The sequence below is a fragment of the Pseudomonas sp. PA-5-4B genome, assembly GCF_021606215.1.
GTDB lineage: Bacteria > Pseudomonadota > Gammaproteobacteria > Pseudomonadales > Pseudomonadaceae > Aquipseudomonas > Aquipseudomonas edaphica.
In genome coordinates, this window is sequence record NZ_WKDB01000023.1 from 1 (window position 1) to 21,762 (window position 21,762).

20 protein-coding genes are annotated in these 21,762 nt (G+C 60.5%); 8 read left to right on the forward strand and 12 right to left on the reverse strand.

Annotation, left to right across the window (positions count from 1 at the left end):
- The first annotated feature begins 251 nt into the window (after positions 1–251).
- Positions 252–485, forward strand: coding sequence for a hypothetical protein (locus tag GIW28_RS13390; protein ID WP_017138173.1), 234 nt, complete (start codon positions 252–254; stop codon positions 483–485).
- A 167-nt stretch (positions 486–652) separates the two neighbouring features.
- The gene (locus GIW28_RS13395) at positions 653–1,435 is read left to right on the forward strand and encodes a transporter substrate-binding domain-containing protein (protein WP_026013782.1); all 783 of its coding nucleotides are present in this window, start codon (positions 653–655) and stop codon (positions 1,433–1,435) included.
- Between the two features lie 185 nt (positions 1,436–1,620).
- On the opposite strand, the gene GIW28_RS13400 is transcribed toward GIW28_RS13395, so the two are convergent.
- From GIW28_RS13400 to GIW28_RS13420, 5 genes are all read right to left on the reverse strand, one after another.
- Entirely contained in the window at positions 1,621–2,364 is a 744-nt protein-coding gene (locus tag GIW28_RS13400; protein ID WP_017138171.1) for a YkgJ family cysteine cluster protein, read from the reverse strand.
- A 108-nt stretch (positions 2,365–2,472) separates the two neighbouring features.
- On the reverse strand, positions 2,473–2,955 hold the full coding sequence (locus GIW28_RS13405; protein ID WP_017138170.1) for a GNAT family N-acetyltransferase: 483 nt from the start codon (positions 2,953–2,955) through the stop codon (positions 2,473–2,475).
- 3 nt (positions 2,956–2,958) lie between these two features.
- On the reverse strand, positions 2,959–3,861 hold the full coding sequence (locus tag GIW28_RS13410; protein ID WP_017138169.1) for a chemotaxis protein CheV: 903 nt from the start codon (positions 3,859–3,861) through the stop codon (positions 2,959–2,961).
- A 208-nt stretch (positions 3,862–4,069) separates the two neighbouring features.
- Positions 4,070–5,044 (reverse strand): 2-hydroxyacid dehydrogenase, encoded by a 975-nt coding sequence (locus tag GIW28_RS13415; RefSeq protein ID WP_017138168.1) that lies wholly within the window; start codon positions 5,042–5,044, stop codon positions 4,070–4,072.
- A 142-nt stretch (positions 5,045–5,186) separates the two neighbouring features.
- Complete coding sequence (locus tag GIW28_RS13420) at positions 5,187–6,155, reverse strand: LysR family transcriptional regulator (protein ID WP_017138167.1); 969 nt, start codon at positions 6,153–6,155, stop codon at positions 5,187–5,189.
- 182 nt (positions 6,156–6,337) lie between these two features.
- On the opposite strand from GIW28_RS13420, the gene GIW28_RS13425 reads away from it, so the two are divergent.
- Genes GIW28_RS13425 through GIW28_RS13440 form a run of 4 tightly spaced genes read left to right on the forward strand, consistent with a single transcriptional unit; the run spans position 6,338 to position 11,098 of the window.
- Entirely contained in the window at positions 6,338–7,849 is a 1,512-nt protein-coding gene (locus tag GIW28_RS13425; protein ID WP_236447537.1) for an efflux transporter outer membrane subunit, read from the forward strand.
- Positions 7,850–7,859: 10 nt separating this feature from the next.
- Positions 7,860–10,037 (forward strand): FUSC family protein, encoded by a 2,178-nt coding sequence (locus GIW28_RS13430; protein WP_017138165.1) that lies wholly within the window; start codon positions 7,860–7,862, stop codon positions 10,035–10,037.
- The gene (locus GIW28_RS13435) at positions 10,027–10,227 is read left to right on the forward strand and encodes a DUF1656 domain-containing protein (RefSeq protein WP_017138164.1); all 201 of its coding nucleotides are present in this window, start codon (positions 10,027–10,029) and stop codon (positions 10,225–10,227) included. Before GIW28_RS13430 ends, GIW28_RS13435 begins: the two co-directional genes overlap by 11 nt.
- 10 nt (positions 10,228–10,237) lie before the next feature.
- Positions 10,238–11,098, forward strand: a complete 861-nt coding sequence (locus GIW28_RS13440) for an efflux RND transporter periplasmic adaptor subunit (protein ID WP_017138163.1) — start codon at positions 10,238–10,240, stop codon at positions 11,096–11,098.
- 103 nt (positions 11,099–11,201) lie between these two features.
- On the opposite strand, the gene GIW28_RS13445 is transcribed toward GIW28_RS13440, so the two are convergent.
- On the reverse strand, positions 11,202–11,603 hold the full coding sequence (locus GIW28_RS13445; RefSeq protein ID WP_017138162.1) for a nuclear transport factor 2 family protein: 402 nt from the start codon (positions 11,601–11,603) through the stop codon (positions 11,202–11,204).
- Positions 11,596–12,789: an MFS transporter gene (locus GIW28_RS13450; RefSeq protein WP_017138161.1), complete on the reverse strand. Its 1,194-nt coding sequence runs from the start codon at positions 12,787–12,789 to the stop codon at positions 11,596–11,598. The genes GIW28_RS13445 and GIW28_RS13450 overlap by 8 nt, the downstream gene beginning before the upstream one ends.
- Before the next feature lie 111 nt (positions 12,790–12,900).
- Here GIW28_RS13450 and GIW28_RS13455 point away from each other — a divergent pair, with 111 nt between their 5' ends.
- Positions 12,901–13,758, forward strand: coding sequence for a LysR family transcriptional regulator (locus tag GIW28_RS13455; RefSeq protein ID WP_099548417.1), 858 nt, complete (start codon positions 12,901–12,903; stop codon positions 13,756–13,758).
- Here GIW28_RS13455 and GIW28_RS13460 read toward each other — a convergent pair.
- Positions 13,755–14,567, reverse strand: coding sequence for an SDR family oxidoreductase (locus GIW28_RS13460; RefSeq protein WP_236447536.1), 813 nt, complete (start codon positions 14,565–14,567; stop codon positions 13,755–13,757). The two genes, GIW28_RS13455 and GIW28_RS13460, sit on opposite strands and share 4 nt — an antisense overlap.
- A 14-nt stretch (positions 14,568–14,581) precedes the next feature.
- Entirely contained in the window at positions 14,582–15,046 is a 465-nt protein-coding gene (locus GIW28_RS13465; RefSeq protein WP_069786112.1) for a multidrug transporter, read from the reverse strand.
- Positions 15,047–15,406: 360 nt separating this feature from the next.
- Here GIW28_RS13465 and GIW28_RS13470 point away from each other — a divergent pair, with 360 nt between their 5' ends.
- Positions 15,407–18,781 (forward strand): hypothetical protein, encoded by a 3,375-nt coding sequence (locus GIW28_RS13470; RefSeq protein ID WP_236447539.1) that lies wholly within the window; start codon positions 15,407–15,409, stop codon positions 18,779–18,781.
- An 85-nt stretch (positions 18,782–18,866) separates the two neighbouring features.
- Here GIW28_RS13470 and GIW28_RS13475 read toward each other — a convergent pair whose 3' ends face one another.
- The 3 genes from GIW28_RS13475 to GIW28_RS13485 form a co-directional block, all read right to left on the reverse strand.
- On the reverse strand, positions 18,867–19,142 hold the full coding sequence (locus GIW28_RS13475) for a DUF3077 domain-containing protein (protein ID WP_017138156.1): 276 nt from the start codon (positions 19,140–19,142) through the stop codon (positions 18,867–18,869).
- Between the two features lie 319 nt (positions 19,143–19,461).
- Positions 19,462–20,913 (reverse strand): mannose-1-phosphate guanylyltransferase/mannose-6-phosphate isomerase, encoded by a 1,452-nt coding sequence (locus GIW28_RS13480; protein ID WP_017138155.1) that lies wholly within the window; start codon positions 20,911–20,913, stop codon positions 19,462–19,464.
- Between the two features lie 187 nt (positions 20,914–21,100).
- Positions 21,101–21,757, reverse strand: coding sequence for an alginate O-acetyltransferase AlgF (locus tag GIW28_RS13485; protein ID WP_017135222.1), 657 nt, complete (start codon positions 21,755–21,757; stop codon positions 21,101–21,103).
- Positions 21,758–21,762 lie beyond the last annotated feature (5 nt).

Consider the following 21,762-nt stretch of genomic DNA (forward strand, 5'->3'; position numbering starts at 1 on the left):
GACACGAGGAGAGCTATGTAACTCAGCGAGACAGTGGGGGTCCAGATATAGGAAGTGCTGAAAGAAGAACTGAAAAGGTCAGAGAAGAGTGAATGGTAGTGTTTTTTTTTTCCAAGAAAAAGACGGCATACGAGTTTAATCTCGTTGTCTCGTGGGCTGGGAGATGTTTAAAAGAGACGGCAGGTATACTGCGCGCCAGCGTGGCCCGCAAGCCGGCCACCGCCTCATCTTCTGCACGCCCCGGAGCTTCCATGACTTCCCCGACACAACCCCCTGTTGACGCGGCCGACCTCGTCGATCCGGCCGACGCTCAAAGCGTTGAAAAAGCCGAGATCCCGGCGTTCAAGTTTCCGTTCAAGCCGGGTGAACTGGCTGGGGCCAAAAACGCCGCCCAGCCTTGGTACAAGAATGGCGCCAAGAACGGCCACACCAAGTCGCCAGGCATGGCGCCGCCGGGCACTCGCCGCTCGATGGGTAAACGCTGAGAATAGAACGACCAGCGTTTTATCAGGTGCGGACTACAACACCTGCTGATATTTCCGATTGAAGACCCGCGACCGTTTCTAGAAAGCTTGCACAGCCTTGATTCCATCCCGACCGTTCAGATCGGGCGGGTGGCCAAGGCTGGTCTTTCTGGAAAAGGATGTTTCCCGTGGCTCTGATACCCCTGTGTGCAGCACTTGCCCTTTTGCTGTCGATCGACGCCGTGGCCGACGATGATCAACCCCGGCGCGAAATCCGCTTCGCTGTTGCCGCGCAGTTTCCGCCCTTTCAGAGTCGTAGCCCGCAAGGTCAATTGGTGGGCTTGAACATCGACTTGGGCAACGCCTTGTGTACACAGTTGAATGTGCGCTGCACCTGGGTCGACCAGGTGTTTGTCGAAGACTTCCCGGCCCTCGAAGCCCGGCAGTTCGATGCGATCATGGGCATTGCCGCCACCTCGGGGCGGCGGCGGTGGGTGGGGTTCACCGATAATCTCTACCCTTTTACCACGCGTTTGGTGGCCCGTAAGGCGTCCGGCCTGTTACCCGACACACGCTCGCTCAAGGGTAAGCGTGTCGGTGTGCTGCTGGGCAGCAATCGCGAAGCCTTTGCGCGGTCGCAGTGGGCACCGGCGGGCGTCATCATCAAAAGTTTCTGGCTCAATGACGAACTGGCCCGCAGTCTGGTAGCCGGCAAGATTGATGCGACGCTGCAAGGCACTGTGGAAATTCGCAGTGCACTGCTCGACACCCCGGTTGGCCAGGATTTCGACTTCATGGGGCCGCCCTTGTCCGGTGAACTCTTAGGCAATGGCATTGCCATTGCTGTGCGCAAGTTTGACTCCACTTTGCGCAACGACCTCAATCACGCGCTTGAGCAACTGATGCACAACGGTGAATACCAGCGGATTCTGGCGCCTTATCACTTGGATGAGCCGCCCTCCACTCAATGATGGCCAATTAATTGCGGCACGTGAGCAGGCCCCGTGTTTTGCAAGCCATGGCCAACAGGCGGGCCTACCCGTTCAACTGTGGGAGCTGGCTTGCCTGCGATGGCATCACTTCGGTGTACCTGGTGTGCCGAGTTGCCCGCATCGCAGGCAAGCCAGCTCCCACATCCACACTGGCCGCATCGAGCCTAAGCCGCCCTCAACGAGATAAACGCATAGTTGGCCGGCACCTCAGTGGCAATCTGCGCCCCCGCATCCAGCACCTGTTCGGCGATGTCCATGCCGGAGACGTGAAACACCCACTCATTAGCCACCGATGGTTGCTCAATCGCCAACTCAATCGCCTGCGCAAAGGCAGCCATATCCGGCAAATACGCGGTAAACCCATCGCCCTTGAGCGCCGTGGTACGAATACCCAGCAAGGCGCACACGGCCTCCTTGGTCTGCACATCGTCACGGTCGGCCTGGCGTGAGCGGCGGATCAGCTCAGCCAGTTCTGCATCCATCAACTCACCGCCGACGATCAGCGCCGGCCCCTGTTCCCAGGATTCTGGCGGGCAATCCTTGGCGGCGGGGTTCAATGGGATATGCGGGTTGATTTCCATCGGGTAGATGCGACACACCAGTGGGCGACGCTCATAGATGCCACAACGGTTGTCTTCGTCAAGATTGCGGCAACGCCCGGCGTTGTAGGCGGCAAAGGTGATTGCCACAAACGCCTCGGTATTGCCGCTCGGCACTACCACTGAACGGCGTTCGGCATGCTCGCGTTGTTGCACCGGCAAGCCCAGGCCGGTGCCAAGAAAGCCCTCCACCAGCACGATGACGTTACCGCCGTCAGCCGCCCAACTGCGGGCTTCTTCGAGGGTCAGGGGAACGTGATGGTCGCTGCAGCATTTGCCGCAACCCACGCAGGAAAAGTGAGTATTCATGGAGGATCTGTCACCAGGCAAGGTCAGAGGGCACTCTTGAACGGTGACGGGTTTTTGCCTCTATTCACTGTTCAGGCTCAGTGGAAGCAAGTTATGCGCCAGTGCCGGTCAGTCCTCGGGTACCTGGTCGCGCAGCACAAACACCATGCCGGCACTTTCATACAACTGTCGGGCGCGTTGGTTGGTTTCCAGCACCTTCAGGTCCACACAGGGCTCGCCGCGTTGCTTGAACACGTGGAAGGTATGCAGCAACAAGGCACGCCCCAGCCCCTGGCCTTGGGCGCACGGATGGACCGAGAGGTTCTTGATAAACGCGCTGGTCCAGCACTGGGCCACGCCAAGAATGCCGTCTGCGTTACTGGCCACCAGGCATAGCGTGGGGTCGAACTCGGCGTCGGTGACGAACTGCCGGCGCCATTCTGCCAGGCTGGGGACACGGCCGCCGCCCTGTTCCTGGGTCATGCGCAATACGGCATGGATGGCCGGGGCCAGCTCATCGCGGTAATGATCCAGCCGGGTATTGGCCGGCCACTGCGGTGCTGGCAGGCTGGTAGTAAGGTCGCGGCGCAGCAGTTGGAAATACTCCGCCACCGCTTACAGGCCTTTTTGCGCCACAGTTTGCGCGGCAACCACCAGGCATTTGGTCAGCTCGGGCGACGAGAACTTGGTGAGCACCGCATCGGCACCGGCCAGGCGGGCCTTCTCGCTGTTCATCGCGCTGTCCAGGGAGGTGTGCAGCAGCACGTAAAGCTCCTGGAAGTCCGGGGTTTCGCGCAGGGTGCGGGTGAGGGCGTAACCGTCCATTTCGGACATCTCGATGTCCGACACCACCACGTTGATCTGCTCGACCGTGCCTTGCAGCTCCAGCAGCACATCAATGGCTTCCTTGGCACTGCGCGCGGTGTGGCACGTCAGGCCGAGGTTGCGCAGGGTGTGTACCGATTGCTGCAGAGCCACCTGGCTGTCGTCCACCACCAGGATTCGCGCGTTGCCGAGCACTTCGGCTTCTTCCATGGTCAAGTCGGTCGGCGCCGCTTCAACGGGGGCCGGGGCAATGCCGTGGATGACCTTTTCGATATCCAGCACCTGCACCAGGCCGCCTTCGACCTGAGTCACGCCGGTGATAAACGAGCGATTGCCGCCGGAGCCATAGGGCGGCGGGCGGATGTCGGTGGTCAGGCAATGCACAATCTTGCTCACCGCCTGCACATGCAGGCCCTGCTTGGAACGGCTGACATCGGTGACGATCAGGCAGCCGCCGTTCGGGTCTTGCAGCGGCATCTCACCGAGGGCGCGGCTCAGGTCGATCACCGACAGCGAGGCACCGCGCAGGGTGGCGATGCCTTTGACGTGCGGGTGCGACTCCGGCAGCTTGGTCAGCGGTGGGCAGGGGATGATTTCACTGACTTTGAGCAGGTTGATGGCCATCAGCTTGCCGCTGCGCAAGGTAAAGAGCAGAAGCGAGAGTGAATCTGCGCGGGCTTTGGTGGTGGACATAAAAACCTTCTGTGGATCAGGGATGACGATCTATGGAAGGTTATCGACTCGGGGGAGCCAGGCTTTAACCGGATTTTGTGTCGGGCTGGGCTTGTGTGGGAGCTGGCTTGCCTGCGATGCAGGCACCTCGGTCTACCAGTTGCACTGAGGTGATGCCATCGCAGGCAAGCCAGCTCCCACACAAAACCCATCCCATATGAGATCGGCGTCAGCCCTTCCAGACCTGCGGGTTCACCAGATCCTGCGGACGTTGCCCCAGCAAGGCGCTGCGCAGGTTGTCCAGGGCGCGATTGGCCATGGCTTCACGAGTTTCATGCGTAGCCGAGCCGATATGCGGCAGGGTCACCGCATTGCTCAGTTGGAACAGCGGCGATTCGGCCAGCGGCTCTTGCTCATACACATCCAGCCCGGCGCCACGGATTTTCTGGGTTTGCAGCGCCTCAATCAGCGCCGGTTCATCCACCACCGGCCCACGGGAAATATTGATCAGGATCGCACTGGACTTCATCAGCCCCAATTCGCGGGTGCTGATCAAGTGGCGGGTCTTGTCGCTCAACGGCACCACCAGGCAGACAAAATCCGCCTCGGCCAGCAACTGGTCCAGGCTGCGCAACTGCGCGCCCAGCTCCTGCTCCAGCTGGGTCTTGCGGCTGTTGCCGCTGTACAGAATCGGCATATTGAAGCCCAGGCGCCCACGCCGGGCCACGGCTGCGCCGATATTGCCCATGCCCACTATGCCGAGGGTCTTGCCGTGTACATCGCAGCCAAACAGTGGCGCGCCAACACTGGCTTTCCACTGGCCGGCCTTGGTCCAGGCATCCAGTTCGGCCACGCGGCGCGCACTGCTCATCAGCAGGGCGAAGGCCAGGTCGGCGGTGCTTTCGGTGAGTACGTCCGGGGTGTTGGTGAGCATGATCCCGCGCTCGTTGAAGTACGGCACGTCGTAGTTGTCGTAACCCACCGACACGCTGGACACCACTTCCAGCTTGCTCGCGCCTTCCAGCTGCGCACGCCCCAGCTTGCGGCCTACGCCAATCAGGCCATGGGCGTGGGGCAGGGCTTCATTGAATTGAGCATTGATGTCACCCAGCTTGGGGTTTGGCGCGATGACCTCGAAGTCCTGTTGCAGGCGTTCGATCATTTGCGGGGTGACACGGCTGAAGGCGAGGACAGTCTTTTTCATTGCAGAACTCCGCTCAAAATGTGGGAGCTGGCTTGCCTGCGATGCTGGCGCCTCGGTGTATCAGCAGTACCGAGGCGATGCTATCGCAGGCAAGCCAGCTCCCACAGTAAATGGATGGTGTTTGTGGGTCCGTATTCCAAAATCAGTTCGCCAGGCGTGTGCCGCCCAGGCTGCCACTCAACTCATACGCCACCAACTCCGCCTGATGCGCCGCCAGAATCTCCGGCAACGACCCTCTCAGGTATTCCACCCAGGTCTTGATCTTCGCATCCAGGTACTGGCGCGAGGGGTAGATGGCATACAGGTTCAGCTCCTGCGAGCGGTAGTTGGGCATCACCCGCACCAGCGTGCCGTTACGCAAACCCTCAATAGCCGCATACACCGGAAGCAGGCCGACGCCCATGCCGCTGGTGATCGCGGTTTTCATCGCATCAGCCGAGTTGACCAGGAACGGCGAAGTGTTGATCGCCACGCTTTCCTGGCCTTCGGGGCCGTTGAAGGTCCATTTGTCCAGCTGGATCACCGGGCTGACCAGGCGCAGGCAGGCGTGGTTGAGCAAATCCTGGGGCCGCTGTGCGCAACCTTTGGCCTTGACGTAATCCGGCGAGGCACACGCGATGCTGTAGGTGATGCCCAGGCGCTGGGACACAAAACCCGAATCCGGCAGTTCACTGGCCAACACGATGGACACGTCGTAACCCTCGTCGAGCAGGTCCGGCACGCGGTTGGCCAGGGTCAGGTCGAAGGTCACGTCGGGGTGGGTGCGACGGTAACGGGCAATTGCGTCAATCACGAAATGCTGGCCGATGCCGGTCATGGTATGCACTTTCAGCTGCCCGGCGGGGCGTGCGTGGGCGTCGCTGGCTTCGGCCTCGGCTTCCTCGACATAAGCCAGGATCTGCTCACAACGCAGCAAATAGCGCTTGCCGGCCTCGGTCAGCGCGATGCGGCGAGTGGTGCGGTTGAGCAAGCGGGTTTGCAGATGGGCCTCAAGGTTGGAGACCGCGCGCGAAACGTTGGCGGTGGTGGTGTCCAGTTGCACGGCGGCGGCGGTGAAGCTGCCGGCCTCGGCCACGCAACTGAAGGCGCGCATATTTTGCAAAGTGTCCATGGAGTGTTCTCAAGGGAGATAGCAAATTGTGACAGAAAGTTACGCCGTCCAGTGATCCCTACCAACGGATTATCGCCTGAACGGTAACAAAGATTCACAGGAATGCCAGCTTATCGTTCCCCATGGCGCCCCCTAGAATTGCGCCACCTTCCCCGCCTCACCACCTCAGGAATTCGTTCGCCGTGCCGCGTCGCATCAGCAGAGAGCTGAAGGCTCTCAGTGTTTTGGCCTTATCGTTAGCAATCAGCGGCTGCATCGGAACCGGAGGAATCGCCCCCCAAGGCCAAGCCTTCAACGCCAATACCCTGGCCACCGACGCCGCCATCCAGAGCGCCGCGCAGGACGCCCACTGGCCCACCACACAATGGTGGCAAGCCTATGGCGACATGCAACTCAACCGCTGGGTCGACCTCGCCACGCAAAACAGCCCGAACATGGCCATGGCCGCCGCGCGGGTGCGGGAAGCGCGGGCCATGGCCGGGATCGCCGAGTCGGCTGAGTCGTTGCAGATCAACAGTGACACCACGCTCAAACGCCACAATTGGCCGAAAGATCAGTTCTACGGGCCGGGCGAATTGAGCGGTGCCAATACCTGGGACAACACCGCGTCCCTGGGCTTGAGCTACGCCCTCGACCTGTGGGGCCGCGAAAGCAATGCCAGCGAACGCGCCGTCGACCTGGCGCATATGAGCGCTGCCGAAGCACGCCAGGCCCAGCTCGAATTGCAGAACAATGTGGTGCGCGCCTATATCCAGCTGTCGTTGCACTTCGCCAACCGCGATATCGTCGCCGCCACCCTGGCCCAGCAACAGCAGATCCTCGACCTGGCCAATAAGCGCCTGAATGCCGGCATCGGCACGCATTTCGATGTGAGCCAGGCCGAAACGCCCTTGCCCGAAACCCATCGCCAGCTCGACGCACTGGACGAAGAAATCGCCCTGAGCCGCAACCAGCTCGCGGCATTGGCCGGTAAAGGCCCAGGCGCAGGCGCGCAACTGCAACGCCCGAGTTTGTCCTTGGCCGCGCCGCTGAAGCTGCCCTCAAGCCTGCCCGCGCAATTGCTCGGCCAACGCCCGGACGTGGTTGCCAGCCGCTGGCAGGTCGCCGCCCAGGCGCGCGGCATCGATGTGGCACACGCCGGTTTCTACCCCAACGTCGATCTGGTTGGCAGCCTCGGCTATATGGCCACCGGCGGCACGATGCTGGGGTTTCTCAGCGGGCAGAAATTCAACTACACCGTCGGCCCGGCGATCAGCCTGCCGATCTTCGACGGCGGCCGTTTGCGTGGGCAGTTGGGCGAAGCCAGCGCCGGGTATGACATCGCCGTGGCCAAGTACAACCAGACGCTGGTCAACGCGCTCAAGGGCATCAGCGACCAGTTGATCCGCCGCGAATCCATGGACAAGCAAGCCACCTTTGCCGCGCAGTCGGTGGCCTCGGCGCAGAAAACCTACGACATCGCCATGATCGCCTACCAGCGCGGCCTCACCGATTACCTCAATGTGCTCAACGCTCAGACCTTGTTGTTTCGCCAGCAACAGATCGAACAACAGGTGCAGGCCGCGCGCCTGAGTGCCCATGCCGAACTGGTCACGGCCCTGGGTGGCGGGCTCGGCGCCGGTAACGACGTACCACCGGACGCCAAGACACTGCCGAGCAAAACCCCGGCGGCGCTCGCCGTGTTTGATCACTGAGTAAATTGTAATGACTCCCTTGCCTGCACCGCTGCGCTGGTTGCACTCCCTTGAGTGGCGCCGTGGTTTTTTCGACTGGGCCCGCAGCGACGGCGTGACCTGGGTGTATATCTTCAAGGTGCTGATCGCTGCGTTCCTGACGTTGTGGCTGGCCATGCGCCTGGAGTTGCCGCAACCGCGCACGGCGATGATCACCGTATTTATCGTGATGCAACCGCAGAGCGGCCAGGTGTTTGCCAAGAGTTTCTATCGCTTCCTCGGCACCTTGGCGGGCTCGGCGGTGATGGTCTTGTTGATTGCCTTGTTTGCGCAGAACACCGAATTGTTCCTGGGCGCGTTGGCGATCTGGGTGGGCATCTGCACCGCTGGCGCCACGCGTAATCGCAACTTTCGCGCCTACGGCTTTGTACTGGCCGGCTATACGGCGGCGATGGTTGGTTTGCCGGCGCTGGCAAACCCGGACGGCGCGTTTATGGCGGCGGTATGGCGCGTGCTGGAAATTTCCCTGGGGATTTTATGCTCCACCGTGGTCAGCGCCGCGATCCTGCCGCAAACCTCCAGCGCGGCGATGCGCAACGCCCTGTACCAGCGCTTTGGTGTGTTCGCGCTGTTCGTCACCGACGGCCTGCGTGGGCGCAGCCAGCGCGAAGGTTTCGAGGCCAGCAACGTGCGTTTTATCGCCGAAGCCGTGGGCCTGGAAGGGCTGCGCAGCGTCACCGTGTTTGAAGACCCGCACATGCGTCGGCGCAATGGTCGACTCAGCCGCCTCAACAGCGAATTCATGAGCATCACCACGCGCTTCAACGCCCTGCACCAGTTGCTCGAACGGTTACGTGCGCACGCGGCTGATCATGTGGTGGCTGCGATCAAGCCCGGCCTGCAAGGCCTTGCCGAAGTGCTCGACGGCTTCTCCGGTCGGGCGCTCACCAGCCCCGACGCCGCACGGCTGGTCAACCAACTCAGCGCCTACAAAGACGAGCTTCCCGCCACGGTGCGTGCCCTGCGTGCAAGCTTTCAGGAAGCCAACCCAAGCGAAGCTGAACAGCTGGATTTTCATACCGCCTACGAGCTGCTTTATCGCTTTGTCGATGACTTGCACAACTACGCGCTGACCCACGCTTCCCTGGCCGACCACAGCCATGAGCGCGAGCAGTGGAACGAGACCTTTATCCCCAAGACCAACTGGCTGGCCTGCGCGGCTTCGGGTATTCGTGCGTCGTTCATCCTTATTGTGCTCGGCAGCTACTGGGTGGCCACCGCCTGGCCCAGCGGCGCAACCATGACGCTGATTGCCGCCGCCACCGTCGGCCTGTCCGCCGCCACGCCCAACCCCAAGCGCATGGCCTTTCAAATGGCCTGCGGCACCTTGATCGGCGCACTGGTTGGCTTTGTCGAAATGTTCTTCGTGTTCCCCTGGATCGACGGCTTCCCGCTGCTGTGCCTGATGCTCGCGCCGGTGATCATCTTCGGCTCGTTCCTGGCCTCACGCCCGCAATACGCCGGGGTAGGCGTGGGCCTGTTGATCTTTTTCAGCACCGGTTCGGTGCCGGACAACCTCACGGTCTACAACCCCTACACCTTTATCAACGACTACATCGCCATGATCATCGGCATGCTGGTGTGCGCGGCGGCGGGGGCGATCATTCTGCCGCCCAACAGCCGTTGGTTGTGGCGCCGTTTGGAGCAGGACCTGCGCGAGCAGGTGGTGTATGCGATCAGCGGCAAGCTCAAGGGCCTGGCCTCGAGTTTTGAAAGCCGCACCCGCGATTTGCTGCACCAAGCCTACGGCCTCGCCGTTGGCCAGCCGCAGGTGCAGCGTGATTTGTTGCGCTGGATGTTCGTGGTGCTGGAAGTCGGCCATGCGATCATCGAACTGCGCAAGGAACAGGCGATTTTGCCGGTGCACCCGGCGTATGCCCAATCCCAGCCGTGGCGCCAGGCGATCCGCGTGATGGGGCGCTCGCTGGTGCGGCTGTTTTTGCAACCGAGCGCGAACAATCTGGAGCGTGGACTGGTGGCTGTCGACCATGCGATCAGCCGTGTGCAGGCCACCGACGAACCCTTCGCCCCGCATTTTGATACCTCGGCGCTGCGCCGGGTGAAAAGCTACCTGCACTTTATCCGCACCTCGCTGCTAGACCCGCAATCGCCATTGGCTGCTCTCAAAGGAGCCCCGCATGCCCCGTGAAATCGCCTTCCATGGCCTGTACATGCCGACCATGACCCTGTTGTTTTTTATCGCCGCAGGGTTGGCCTGGGCGTTGGACCGCTTCCTGGCCGGGTTCGACCTCTACCGTTTTTTCTGGCACCCGGCGCTGCTGCGCCTGAGCCTGTTCGTTTGCTTGTTCGGCGCGCTCGCGCTGACCGTCTACCGTTGAGAATGCCCCGATGAAAAAGTTTTTCAGCCTGCTCGCGACCTTGCTGGTATTGGCATTGGCGATCTGGATTGGCCGCACTTTGTGGGTGCACTACATGCAAACGCCGTGGACCCGCGATGGCCGCGTGCGCGCCGACATCATCAATGTGGCGGCCGACGTTACGGGCGAAGTGGTGGATGTACCGGTGCGTGACAACCAGTTGGTGAAGAAGGGCGACCTGCTGATGCAGATCGACCCCGAGCACTACCGCATTGCCGTCAAACAGGCGCAGTCGCTGGTGGCTTCGCGCAAAGCTACCTGGGAGATGCGCAAGGTCAACGCCCACCGCCGTGCCGACCTCGACGCGCTGGTGATCTCCAGGGAAAACCGCGACGACGCCAGCAACATCGCCGACTCGGCGTTGGCCGATTACCAGCATGCGTTGGCGCAACTGGAAGCCGCTGAACTTAACTTGAAACGTACGCAGGTGGTGGCGGCAGTGGACGGTTATGTCACCAACCTCAATGTGCATCGCGGCGACTACGCGCGCATTGGCGAGGCAAAAATGGCCGTGGTGGACATGAACTCGTTCTGGGTCTACGGCTTCTTCGAAGAGACCAAGCTGCCCCATGTGAAGGTGGGCGACAAAGCCGATATGCAACTGATGAGCGGCGAGACGCTCAAGGGCCACGTGGAAAGCATCTCGCGGGGTATCTATGACCGCGACAACCCCGAGAGCCGTGAGCTGATCGCCGATGTGAACCCGACCTTCAACTGGGTGCGCCTGGCCCAGCGGGTGCCGGTGCGGATACACATTGATGAAGTGCCCGACGGCGTGCTGCTGGCGGCGGGGATCACCTGCACGGTGATCGTCAACCCAACGCAACATTAAACTGTGGGAGCTGGCTTGCCTGCGATAGCGCACTGTCAGTTGACCTGTTTTCAGCTGACCCACCGCCATCGCAGGCAAGCCAGCTCCCACAGTTTTGGCTGTGTTATGCCTTGATGAAGGTTTCATGCAGATGGCGCCACAGCAGCGCGCCGCTGGCCTGTTTTTCGAATACCACGGTGGCGCGGCGGTCAGTCTGGGTGCCGCTGTCATCAATCTGGTGTTCGCGGTAAGTCACCGTGGCACCGCGCGCGTGCCGGTCGATCCCGGCCATTTCGCTCAAGGTGATCTTCAACCCCGGGCGCATACCGCCCAGGCGCGTGAACAACGCTTTAACCCCGGCTGTATTCACTCTCGTGCCGGTGGCGGGTGCGACCATGCTGAAATCGGGTGAAAAGCGCGCAAGCAAGGTTTCCAGGGTGCCTTCAGGCGCAACCCCGGCAAACCATTGCTCGATCTCGACGTGGGTCTGGATCACTTCTTCAAAAAAATCGTTGTAATCAATCATGGCTGGGCTCGCTGGCAGGGTGAAGCAGCGTGCGGACTCTGGATGTATCCAGGCGCAACACGGCAAAAAGGGGCAGCAGTGTCAGGGCTGCGGCTATCGTGAAGGTTATGACGAAGGAATCCAAGGCCGACAACAACGCACTGAGGGCGGCAGCGCCGAGGCAGAAGCTGACTTGTCGATTGATGTTCCACAGCGCACTGGCGTGGCCCATGCGCTCGGCGGGTATGTCGAGAAACGCCAAGGTCTGCGCCGTGCTGCTGCACAGGCTGCCGCCCAGGCCCATCAACGCGTAGGCTAGAATAATTACGGCCGGTTCGGGTTTTGTCAGCAGCAGGATGCCGATGCATTGCAGGGCCATGCCCGCCAGCAGCAAGGGTTTTGGGCCGTAGCGGTTGAAGCGTTTTTTGCTCAGGAAAATCGCCAGTGCCGACGCCAGCGCCCACGGCAACATCAGCGCGCCGGTGTGTGTCGCGTCGTAGCCCAGGCCTCGCAGGTAGAGAATAGCGATCAGGCTGGTGCCGATAAATATGCCGGGGATGAACAGATAGACCAACATCGCCACGCGCAGCATCGGGCTGCGGATCTGTTTGAAAATACTGCCCACATCCAGGGCCGGGCGCACTGTTACAGGTGCATCAGGTTTTATCCACAGCAGTGCCAGCAGCAACGTGAGCAACGCCAGCGGCAGGTTGGCGTAGAAGATCCAGCGCCATGACACACTGTCGACGATCAGCCCGCCCAAAGCCGGCGACAATGCCGGTACCAGCAGCGCCACCGACATCACGCTGGCTGTCAATTGGCTGCGTTCTGCCGCTGGATAGTGCCGGTAAGCCATGGCTTGGCCCACGGGGATCAGCAAGCCACCGCCCAAACCTTGCAGCGCCCGCCAGCCAATCAGCGTTTCGATGGAACCCGCCTGGCCAACCATCACCGAGGCGCCCGCGAACAACAGCAGGCTCGCCGCGATCAGCGTTCGTTCGCCCATGATCGCCGCCAGCCACACACTCAACGGAATGATCACGGTCAGCCCGAGTACGTAGGCGTTGCTGATCCACGCCAATTGCGTGACCGAGGCGTGCAGTTCGCGGGCGATGTCCGGGTAGGCAACGGTGGCGACAAACATGTTCACCAGGTCCAGGGCAAAGCCGAGTAAAAAGATCCAGGCGACTTTCGAGCGGTAGGTCATAAACGCGATCCTGCGAGTGAAGCGGGCAGGGTAGGTCGCAAGCAGCGTTTGGGATACGGTGATTTGACTGTTAGTTTGTCAAAAATATTTTGACAAAGGAGCGCGAGGCCAATGGTCAGCCTGGACCGATTCGACACCTTCAAAGCCGTGGTCGAGGCCGGCTCGCTCACCGCCGCCGCCGATCGGCTGGGCCAGACCCGCGCCGTGGTCAGCTTCAACCTCAAGCGCCTTGAGGCAGAACTGGGCGTGACCCTGTTAACTCGCAGCACCCGCCAGTTGGCACTGACGGATGCCGGTGAGCGCTTTTACCTGCGTTGCACGCGCATGCTGGAAGAAGCTCGGTTGGCGGTGGAAGAAGCCCGCTCCGAACATGCCCAGCTCAAAGGCACCTTACGCATCACCACCACGGTGGAATACGCGTTGGCAGTCGTTGCTCCTGCGGTGGAGGCTTTTCGGCGCCTGCACCCGGACTTGAACATTCACTTATCCACATCCTCCACCCATGCCGATTTGATCTCCGAACGCTTTGACGTGGCGATTCGGTTGGGGCGACTGCTCGACTCCAATCACCGGGCGGTGCAGCTGTCGACCTTTGAGGTGTTTGCTGTCGCCGCGCCTGAGTTTGCCCTGGTGCAAACCCTGGATGCGTTGGAGCGCGTGCCCAAGTTAGGCCATGGCCGTTTGACGGAACTGAGCCTGACCGACCCGGCCGGCGGCGAGCATCAATACCGTTCCGGCCCTGCGGCACTGGTGGCCGACAGTGCGTCTGTGCTCCAGGCTTTTGCCGTGCGTGGGCATGGTGTGGCGGTGCTGCCGCAATGGCTGGTGCAGGGTGATCTGGACGCGGGGCGGTTGGTGCGCTTGCTGGCGGACCATCGCTTCGCGCCGCAAGGGATTTACGCCATGTACCCGGATACACGGCATTTGCCGCTGAAGGTGCGGGCGTTTATTGATTTTATGAAGGGCTAGAGTGAGCCAGAGAGTCCGAACCGCTTCTTCAGGACTTTCTCCAGCAACCCTTTTGGCAACAACGCCGCCATCAACGGCAACGCTCGGCTGCCATTGCCCGCACGTAACATTCGTGGCGGTTTTGGGCGTTGCACAGCCTTAAGCACTTGAGCTGCAAATTGCTCGGCCGAAGTCGGGTTGCCCTGCGAGGCCTGGGAGCGCGCACGAATACCTTCGCGTAACTGCCACCAGGGCGAATGTTCGTTGATCAGCAGCTCGGCCTGGGCGCCGGCGTTTTTCGCGAAACTTGTGTCGATGGCTCCTGGCTGCACTTCCATCACCCGAATAGCAAACGGCGCCAGTTCCATACGCAATGCATCGCTCAAGGCATGCACCGCGGCTTTCGATGCGCAGTACGCACCCGCAAACGGCGTGACCAGCACACCCGAAACGCTGCCGATATTCACCACCAGCCCTTTGCTGCGCCGCAGCGCGGGAAACAGTGCCTGGGTGACGCCGACGATGGAAAACACATTGGTCTCGAACTGGCGCTGCATGGCTTTGGTGCCGCCGTCGAGCAGCGGGCCCATGGCGCCGTAGCCGGCGTTGTTGATCAACACGTCCAGTTCGCCGAGCTGTTCGGCCAGGCGCTGCAAGGCCGCGCTGTCGTTGACGTCCAGTAGCACGGCATTGAAGCCGGCAGCAGCGAGGGCGGCGACGTCCGCTTCGCGGCGGGCGCTGGCCCACACGTCGAAGCCGGCGGATTTGAAGGCGTCAGCCAGGGCGCGGCCAATGCCACTGGAACAACCGGTGATGAGTACGTTGGGCATGGATCAATCCTTTGTCAGTCCGAGAAACTGCCTTGCAGGTGCTCGGCGCGAAATTCCAGGGTTTGCGGGCGGTAGCCGGGGCGCAGCGGCGGCGTCGGTAAACAGTCGTCCCAGGTGGCGCCGGCCTGTAATTCGCCGGGGCCGCGGTAGCGCGGCGCAGCATAAACGTTATCGGCCAGGTTCACCGTGTCCCCCGGCGCATACGCTGCGAGGCGCCAGCGCAATTCAGTGAGCGGCACGTCGTTGCCGTTGATCAGCACCAGTTTCAACGGTCGGTCGGCTGGACATTCCTGTGGCGCGTAGCTGATGCGCAGTTCCAGGCGTGCCAGTTGCGACGCTTCGCGGCTGTCCAGCCACACCACCCAGATGGCGACAAAACCCAGGCCGACGGCGGCGGCCAGCGATACCGGCAAGGCTTTGGCGGGGTAGCGCAGCAGCAGGATCAGCCAGGTGATGATCAGTAGAACGCCGAAGAACATGATGATGACCTCGCGAAGGGATAGACCATCGTACCTGTGGCTGGGCCGGGTTGACTATCTACGGGCAGAGACAGGGTCTGTGCGCTGCATTGAACACATGATCAAACAAGTTTTTTTAGCGGTTTTTATACGAATCGACACTCAGGAAGTACCGAAGCCTGTCGGAACAGAGCGCCTCGACAGGTCCTACTTCAAGTCCATTTATGTGAGAAAGAGTCGATGATTTACCGCCCCCTCAGTCCAGGCAATCAGCAACCGTTTTTGGCTATAACGCCATCCTCTTCATTACCGGTTGAACCACCTCCTGCGGCGGTGGGCAATGAACCGTTGCAAGCGCCTTCGGCTCCCCAAACGCCCAGGGTGCCTAGGTTGCGCAGAGCCATACTGGAAAACGCTCCGGCCCGCGACACCTCTAAGCCTTCGGCGCTGACGCTCAGTCAGCGCCAAGAATTGGCAGGGAATATTCATACCAATTATTGCCTGACGGTGGCGTTGGAAGAGATCCAGGCGGCCATCGCCGAGGATCCGAGTCTGGATGTTGCAGCGTTGCTCGAAGTGAAGAAATTTTCCGCTCATCACGTTTCTACTTTTGGGCGCGCCTATAAAATCGCGCCGGGCGAGGATGTGCCGCTGGCGTGGTTCCTGCGGGAAAATCAATGGCTGGTCCCCAAGGATCTCGGGCAACTGGCCAACCTCATCGCCGTGTGCAAGGAGCCGTTGCCTGAGCCGGTTGAGCACGGCAATTACTGGGGGTTGTTATCCCAGCCCGCCACATTGGACAGTGGTCAGCGCACCCGGCTAAGCGAAATGGCGGCCGCCGAAATGGCCACGCTGTCGCCTGGCAAAGGCATCTTCGCTGCTTTTTTTGAGACGCATGGGGTTTCGCTTCAAGGCATGAGCGCCGCGCAGCTGCTTGAAAGCATACTGGGCAGTGCTCAGATCAGAAACTTGGGCCAAACGCTGGAAATGGCCCTCAACAGTGACGCGTCACTGACCAGCAAAGATGCAAGTTGGGCGTTGGCTGCAATGGTGCTGGAGCTGGATCCGCAGGCCGGCAGCAAGCGTGGCGTCGTGGCCGGGTATGACCTTTACCAGCCAGCCAATCGAGATGTCCATCCTTCGGTGGTCGTCTCGCGCCTGGAGAAACATCTGGTGGACCAGGGCAAGGTGCCTGTCGAGCTGGCACCGGCCGCCGCGCGCTTATTGCTTGCAGGCGCTGACCCTGCCTTCATTGCCGAAGATATGCCCAGCAACCTGGTGGTTAAGTCTGCGGCCTTTGCCAAGCTGTCGGCGGTTGTGCAGGCGCAAGAGTTTTGGACGCCGGGCATTGCGACATACACCGATTTTCAAACGTTCATGAGGCTGGCCAATCACAGTCCTGTCTCGGAGGCCGAGGGGGTTGTCGAGGCCAAGGCTCAGTCCAATGCGTTGATTCAGTGGGGCGTTGCCCAGGATGAAATGGCAGGTAAGGACGATGAAGACTATACGTCGCAAGACGTGGTCGGGTTACGCGACGCCTTCAATGAGGAACTCTCCTCATTGAAAAAAGCCCATGAGCAGATAAGCGCTGCCATGCCCACCCGCGAGAACATCGCAGTTGAAAACCTGAAAGAGGCCTATGGGGCCGATCACTCATTTGATGTGCGTAATATCAGCATTGCCAACATCGATGCCAGTGAAAGCCAGTACCACTCGTTACTGGATATCTACATGTCAGGAAAGATGGACCGTATCCCAAGAGGGCAGCGGTACGATTTTCAGTTAGGTAACCGTTTCACCCGGGTCAAGCCGCTTCCTGATGTCAACCAGGCATTCGACAGCCAGTTCGATAGCTACTTCAACAACTTGAAGGAGGGCGTGACAACCACCTCCAGACACCAACTATTGCAGCTGTCTGCGCAAGACAGACACACCATCGCGTCGGGTAAGGTCGAGTTTTTTTCTCTACGCAAAGCCGGTGTTGCGCAGGCTGAGGAGACGGAGAGCCCGGAACAGGCACAAGCGGCCAAGGCGCGTTACGGACTGTTGATGCGGGTGCTGACCAAAGTCGACAAAAACGGCAGTGACCGGGACGTTAAAAACCTGCGCCATGTGTACTACGAAGTGTTCCCCCTGCAAGGCGTCATCCGCCGTCGCGACGACCTGCCCCGGTATCTGCCTAACCCCCCTCCACGAGTGGCCAACGCTCAAACCTACGCCACGACTCAGGCTAAAGGGGTCAGTGTTCCGGTCGATTATGAGGCCTATGAAAACGGCACCCCGCCACAGGCCGGCAAGGTTTCGACGGGGCTGTTGACTCAGCAGCTCAACGCGCCTTATTTGCCTGAGCCCAGGCAAGGGCAGGACGCCAGTTCCGCGGTTTCCGTGAATGCTCGGTTCGACACGATCGCCAAGGTGATCGCCGACCACCTGTTACATGATCGCGATGCCATAAAGGCAGGCGCCAAAGGCGTGACCGAGGTGGAAAAGGAAGAGGCCGGCATCAAGGCCGCGCATGATTTTGTGACCGGATTGATTCCGTTTAAAAATGCCATCGAAAACGCAGTCAAGGGCAATACCGGCGCGGCCATCAAGGACTTTGCGCTGGATATCTTTGGTTTCATCCTGCCATTCGGCAAAGGGCTGGGGCAGGCGAGCAAAGCGTTGGGCAAGTTGAGTGAAAAGCTCGGAACACGGGCGTTCAAGGTGTCCGATACGGTTTTGCGCTCAGTTGCCAGTGGCTTGAACCCCACCGACGGTCTGGGAGACCTGGCAGTGGGGCTGGCAAGGGGCGGGAAGACAGTGTTGAAAAGTAGTTTCGGGGAGCTGAAGCAAATATTGCAGGAGCAGTCTGTCAATGTTGGCGTGTCTGGGAAGGTAGCGAACACGGTATCCGACATCGCCGGCACCGGTCGCCAACTGCCCGACTACAGTGCTCACTCACTGCCTGATAGCCTGCTTGAGGGCCGGAATATAAAAGGGGATGGCACTTACCAAGTCGGTGATCAGCACTATGTTCGTTTCACCGATGGCACAGCCACCAGCCGAGTATTTGAAATCAGCCGGAACTATAAAGTTGCGGGCGGCCAGGTTCGGGTTATTGATCCTGTCACCCAGAAAACGGTGATGTTCCTCCAGCCAACAGGCACCGGCGAATGGCGACTGAACAGCCTGCTGGGAGGCGTCAAGCCCGAAACACTGCAACGCATGAATGGGATCAGGCCTGCGCCGCAAAAACGTCCTGCCGGGCAAGGCAGCTCTGGTTCAGCCGCAGGCGTGGGGGGGGCCGGCAGTCAACCGGCCTTTAAACGACCCAAGTTGCCTGAAGTTTTCCAGGGTGAAAAGGCGCTGATGGATCCGCCCGTCAAAGGCGAGAACCGTTTCTACCATTACACCGGGGCAAAGTCTCATGCCGCAATCAACAGCGATTGGCATTTGCAGTCCTCGGTGCTTAACGTGGATGGCAAGCCGTTACCGCGTGGGAAAGGCAGGCATTACTTTACGGATCTGGCGCCTGATGATGCGGCAACCAAAGAGATCTCCACGACTATTTTTGGGCGCCGGCGACATGGCAACCAATTGGACAAGATGACGCATTACTACGAGGTCAATACCTCGGGGCTGGCGGTCATGAAAACCGATAACCCACATATTTTTTATGTGGAGACGACATACGCCCTGCCCTTGAAGTACAGCGTCGAAGGTGAGCCGGTGAGTCGAATCATTACCCACGGGCAAACGCCATTCACTGCGTAGCCTCTACGGCCCCTCCCGCATTTAACCGCGTCCCTGCTTTGAAATACGGCCAACGGCGGGAGGGGGCTTGCTCCCGATGAATTGCTTACTGAGCAGAAGAATCCGCCTGCAAGCCTTCGATGGAAGCCTCAACCAATGCCAAACCGGTTTCGGCTAATTGCAGGCTGGCCCAGTTCAGGTAGCTCTGGTGTTCGGTGCATAAGTCTTGAGCTGCCAAGGTGAGCACGCGCGCGGTGCCTAAAACATAGCTGGCATGTTCCAGTGCATGTTCGATGGGAATGCCGGGTTGTACGCAAAAAAGAGGTTCTTCACTGCGGTCGCTGGGGCCGAAGGGGGTGGGGCGGGTGGTTTGTTTGGACATGGTGGATCTCCTGATGAAAATGGGATCCTATGAGTTCGCGAGGCCGTCAAACCTCATCACGAATGAGTCGTGACAGGCGCGAGGATAGGCAGGATGGGGGCAAGGGTCAATGCTGGCGGGATGCTTTCGGACGCCATCGCAGGCAAGCCAGCTCCCACATTCGACTGCATTCCAAGAGCATACCCGGTCCAACTGTGGGAGCTGGCTTGCCTGCGATGAGGCCCTTACGGTCACTGCAAAACCCAAGAAAAAGCCCCCACCCAGCCCACTGCGGATAGGGGACGCAACGGGCTGGATGAGGGCTTCTTGTACGACCGTGTTACTGCGCGATAGTTTTCACCGAAACGCCACGTTCAACCGGCGTCGAGCGACCGTAGATATCTTCAAAGCGCTCGATATCGTCTTCGCCCAGGTAGCTGCCCGATTGCACTTCGATGATCTCCAACGGGATCTTGCCCGGGTTACGCAGGCGGTGCACCGAGGCGATCGGGATGTAGGTGGACTGGTTCTCGCAGAGCAGGAACACGTTGTCGTCACAGGTGACTTCGGCCGTGCCGCTGACCACGATCCAGTGTTCGGCGCGGTGGTGGTGCATCTGCAGCGACAGGCACGCGCCCGGCTTGACCGAGATGTGCTTGACCTGGAAGCGCCCGCCCATGTCCACCGAGTCGTAGGAACCCCACGGGCGGTAGACTTCGCAGTGGTTCTGGGTTTCGCTGCGGCCCTGGTCGTTGAGGGTGGAGACCATCTGCTTGACGCCCTGGACCTTGTCCTTGTGGGCAATCATCATCGCGTCCTTGGTTTCCACCACCACGATATTGTCCAGGCCGATCACCGACACCAGCTTGCCGTTGCCGTGGATCATGCAGTTGCGGCTGTCCTGGATGACCACGTCGCCTTTGCTGACGTTGCCATTGACGTCTTTGTCATTGACCGCCCACAACGAGGCCCAGCAACCCACGTCGCTCCAGCCGGCACTCAACGGCACCACGCAGGCGCGTTGGGTTTTTTCCATCACGGCGTAGTCGATGGAGTTGTCCGGGCAGCAGGCGAAGGTAGATTCGTCGAAGGTCACGGTGTCGGCATCCTGCTCGCTGCGCTCCAGGGTCAGCACGCAGGTGTCGTAGATGTCCGGGTCGTGTTTTTTCAGCTCTTCAAGAAAACGGCTGGCGCGGAACAGGAACATGCCGCTGTTCCAGAAGTAGCCACCGCTTTTGACGAACTCGACGGCGCGTTTTTCATCGGGTTTTTCCACGAACTGTTGCACGCGGCTGACGCCTTCGGGCAGCAGCGAATCGTTGCTGGACTTGATGTAGCCGTAACCGGTTTCCGGGCGGGTTGCCGGCACGCCGAACAGCACCATCTCGCCACGCTCGGCCGCCACGGTGGCCAGGGCCAGGGCGCGTTGCAGGGCTTTCTGGTCGTCGATCACGTGGTCGGCGGGCAGCACCAGCATCAGTTCGTCGCGGCCTTCGTTGACCAGCATCATCGCAGTCAGGGCCACGGCCGGCGCGGTGTTGCGGCCGAACGGCTCCATCAGGATGCGTTGGCATTCGAGCTTACGCGTGCTCAGTTGCTCGTTGACGATGAAGCGGTGGTCCTTGTTGCAGACCACGATCGGGGCGTCCATGCCTTCGAACACCAGGCGCTCCAGGGTTTGCTGGAACAGTGTGTGTTCGCCGGTCAAGGCCAGGAATTGCTTGGGGAACTGTTTGCGGGAAAGCGGCCAAAGACGTGAGCCGCTACCACCGGAAAGGATTACTGGGATCATGGGTGTTTCTCCTTGAATCGATTTGGGTCAGAGCTACGAAGGTTTGTCGTTTCACTCTTGTTTTTGTCTCGGTCCTGAGTCGAAACGCGCACAGTGTGGGAGCTGGCTTGCCTGCGATGGCGCCTTCAAGACCGCCATCGCAGGCAAGCCAGCTCCCACAAGGGGCCGTGTCAACTCAGGGAAATCATCAGCGGGTCGACACGGGGCGCTTGACCCACACTGGCGAAATGCTCGAACCCGAGCCGGTCACATACAGCACCGCCGCTTCACCCCGTTCCAAAGCCACCGGCTTCACATCGCCGACTTTCTTGTCACCGTCATACAACGCCAGGCTGACTTTCACCGGGTTGATTTCGCGCTCGCCACGGCCCTTGGCAGCCACCGACTTGACTACGTCGGTCTTGCCGTCGGCGGTTTTCAGGGTCAGGGCCTTGTCGCTGAGGTTCTGCACACGCACCAGGGATTTCTGCTTGTTCTTGAACGGCGGCTCTTCGATCAGCTGTGGCTGGCCGCTGCCGCTGTTAACCAGGGTGTAGTAGTGGTCAGCGGCAAGTTTGACCGGCACGGTCTGGCTGCCGACCTTGGCGCTGTAGTCGCCGCCGGGCATGAAGCTGAAATCACTGCTGGCCAGCGGCGCAACGTCGCTCAGGTTGGTGGCGCCGACGGTGGCGCTGACTTCCTGGTTCGATGCGTTGTAGATCCGCACGAAGCTGGAGCCTTTTGGTGCCGTCGGGCCGTACAGGGCGGCGTCGCCCCCGGCGAAGGCAGACATCGATACGAAGCTCAAGCCGGCAGCGATGGCCAGGGTCTTGGCGAGACGACGCGGAGTAGTAGTGAAAGTCATGTGAG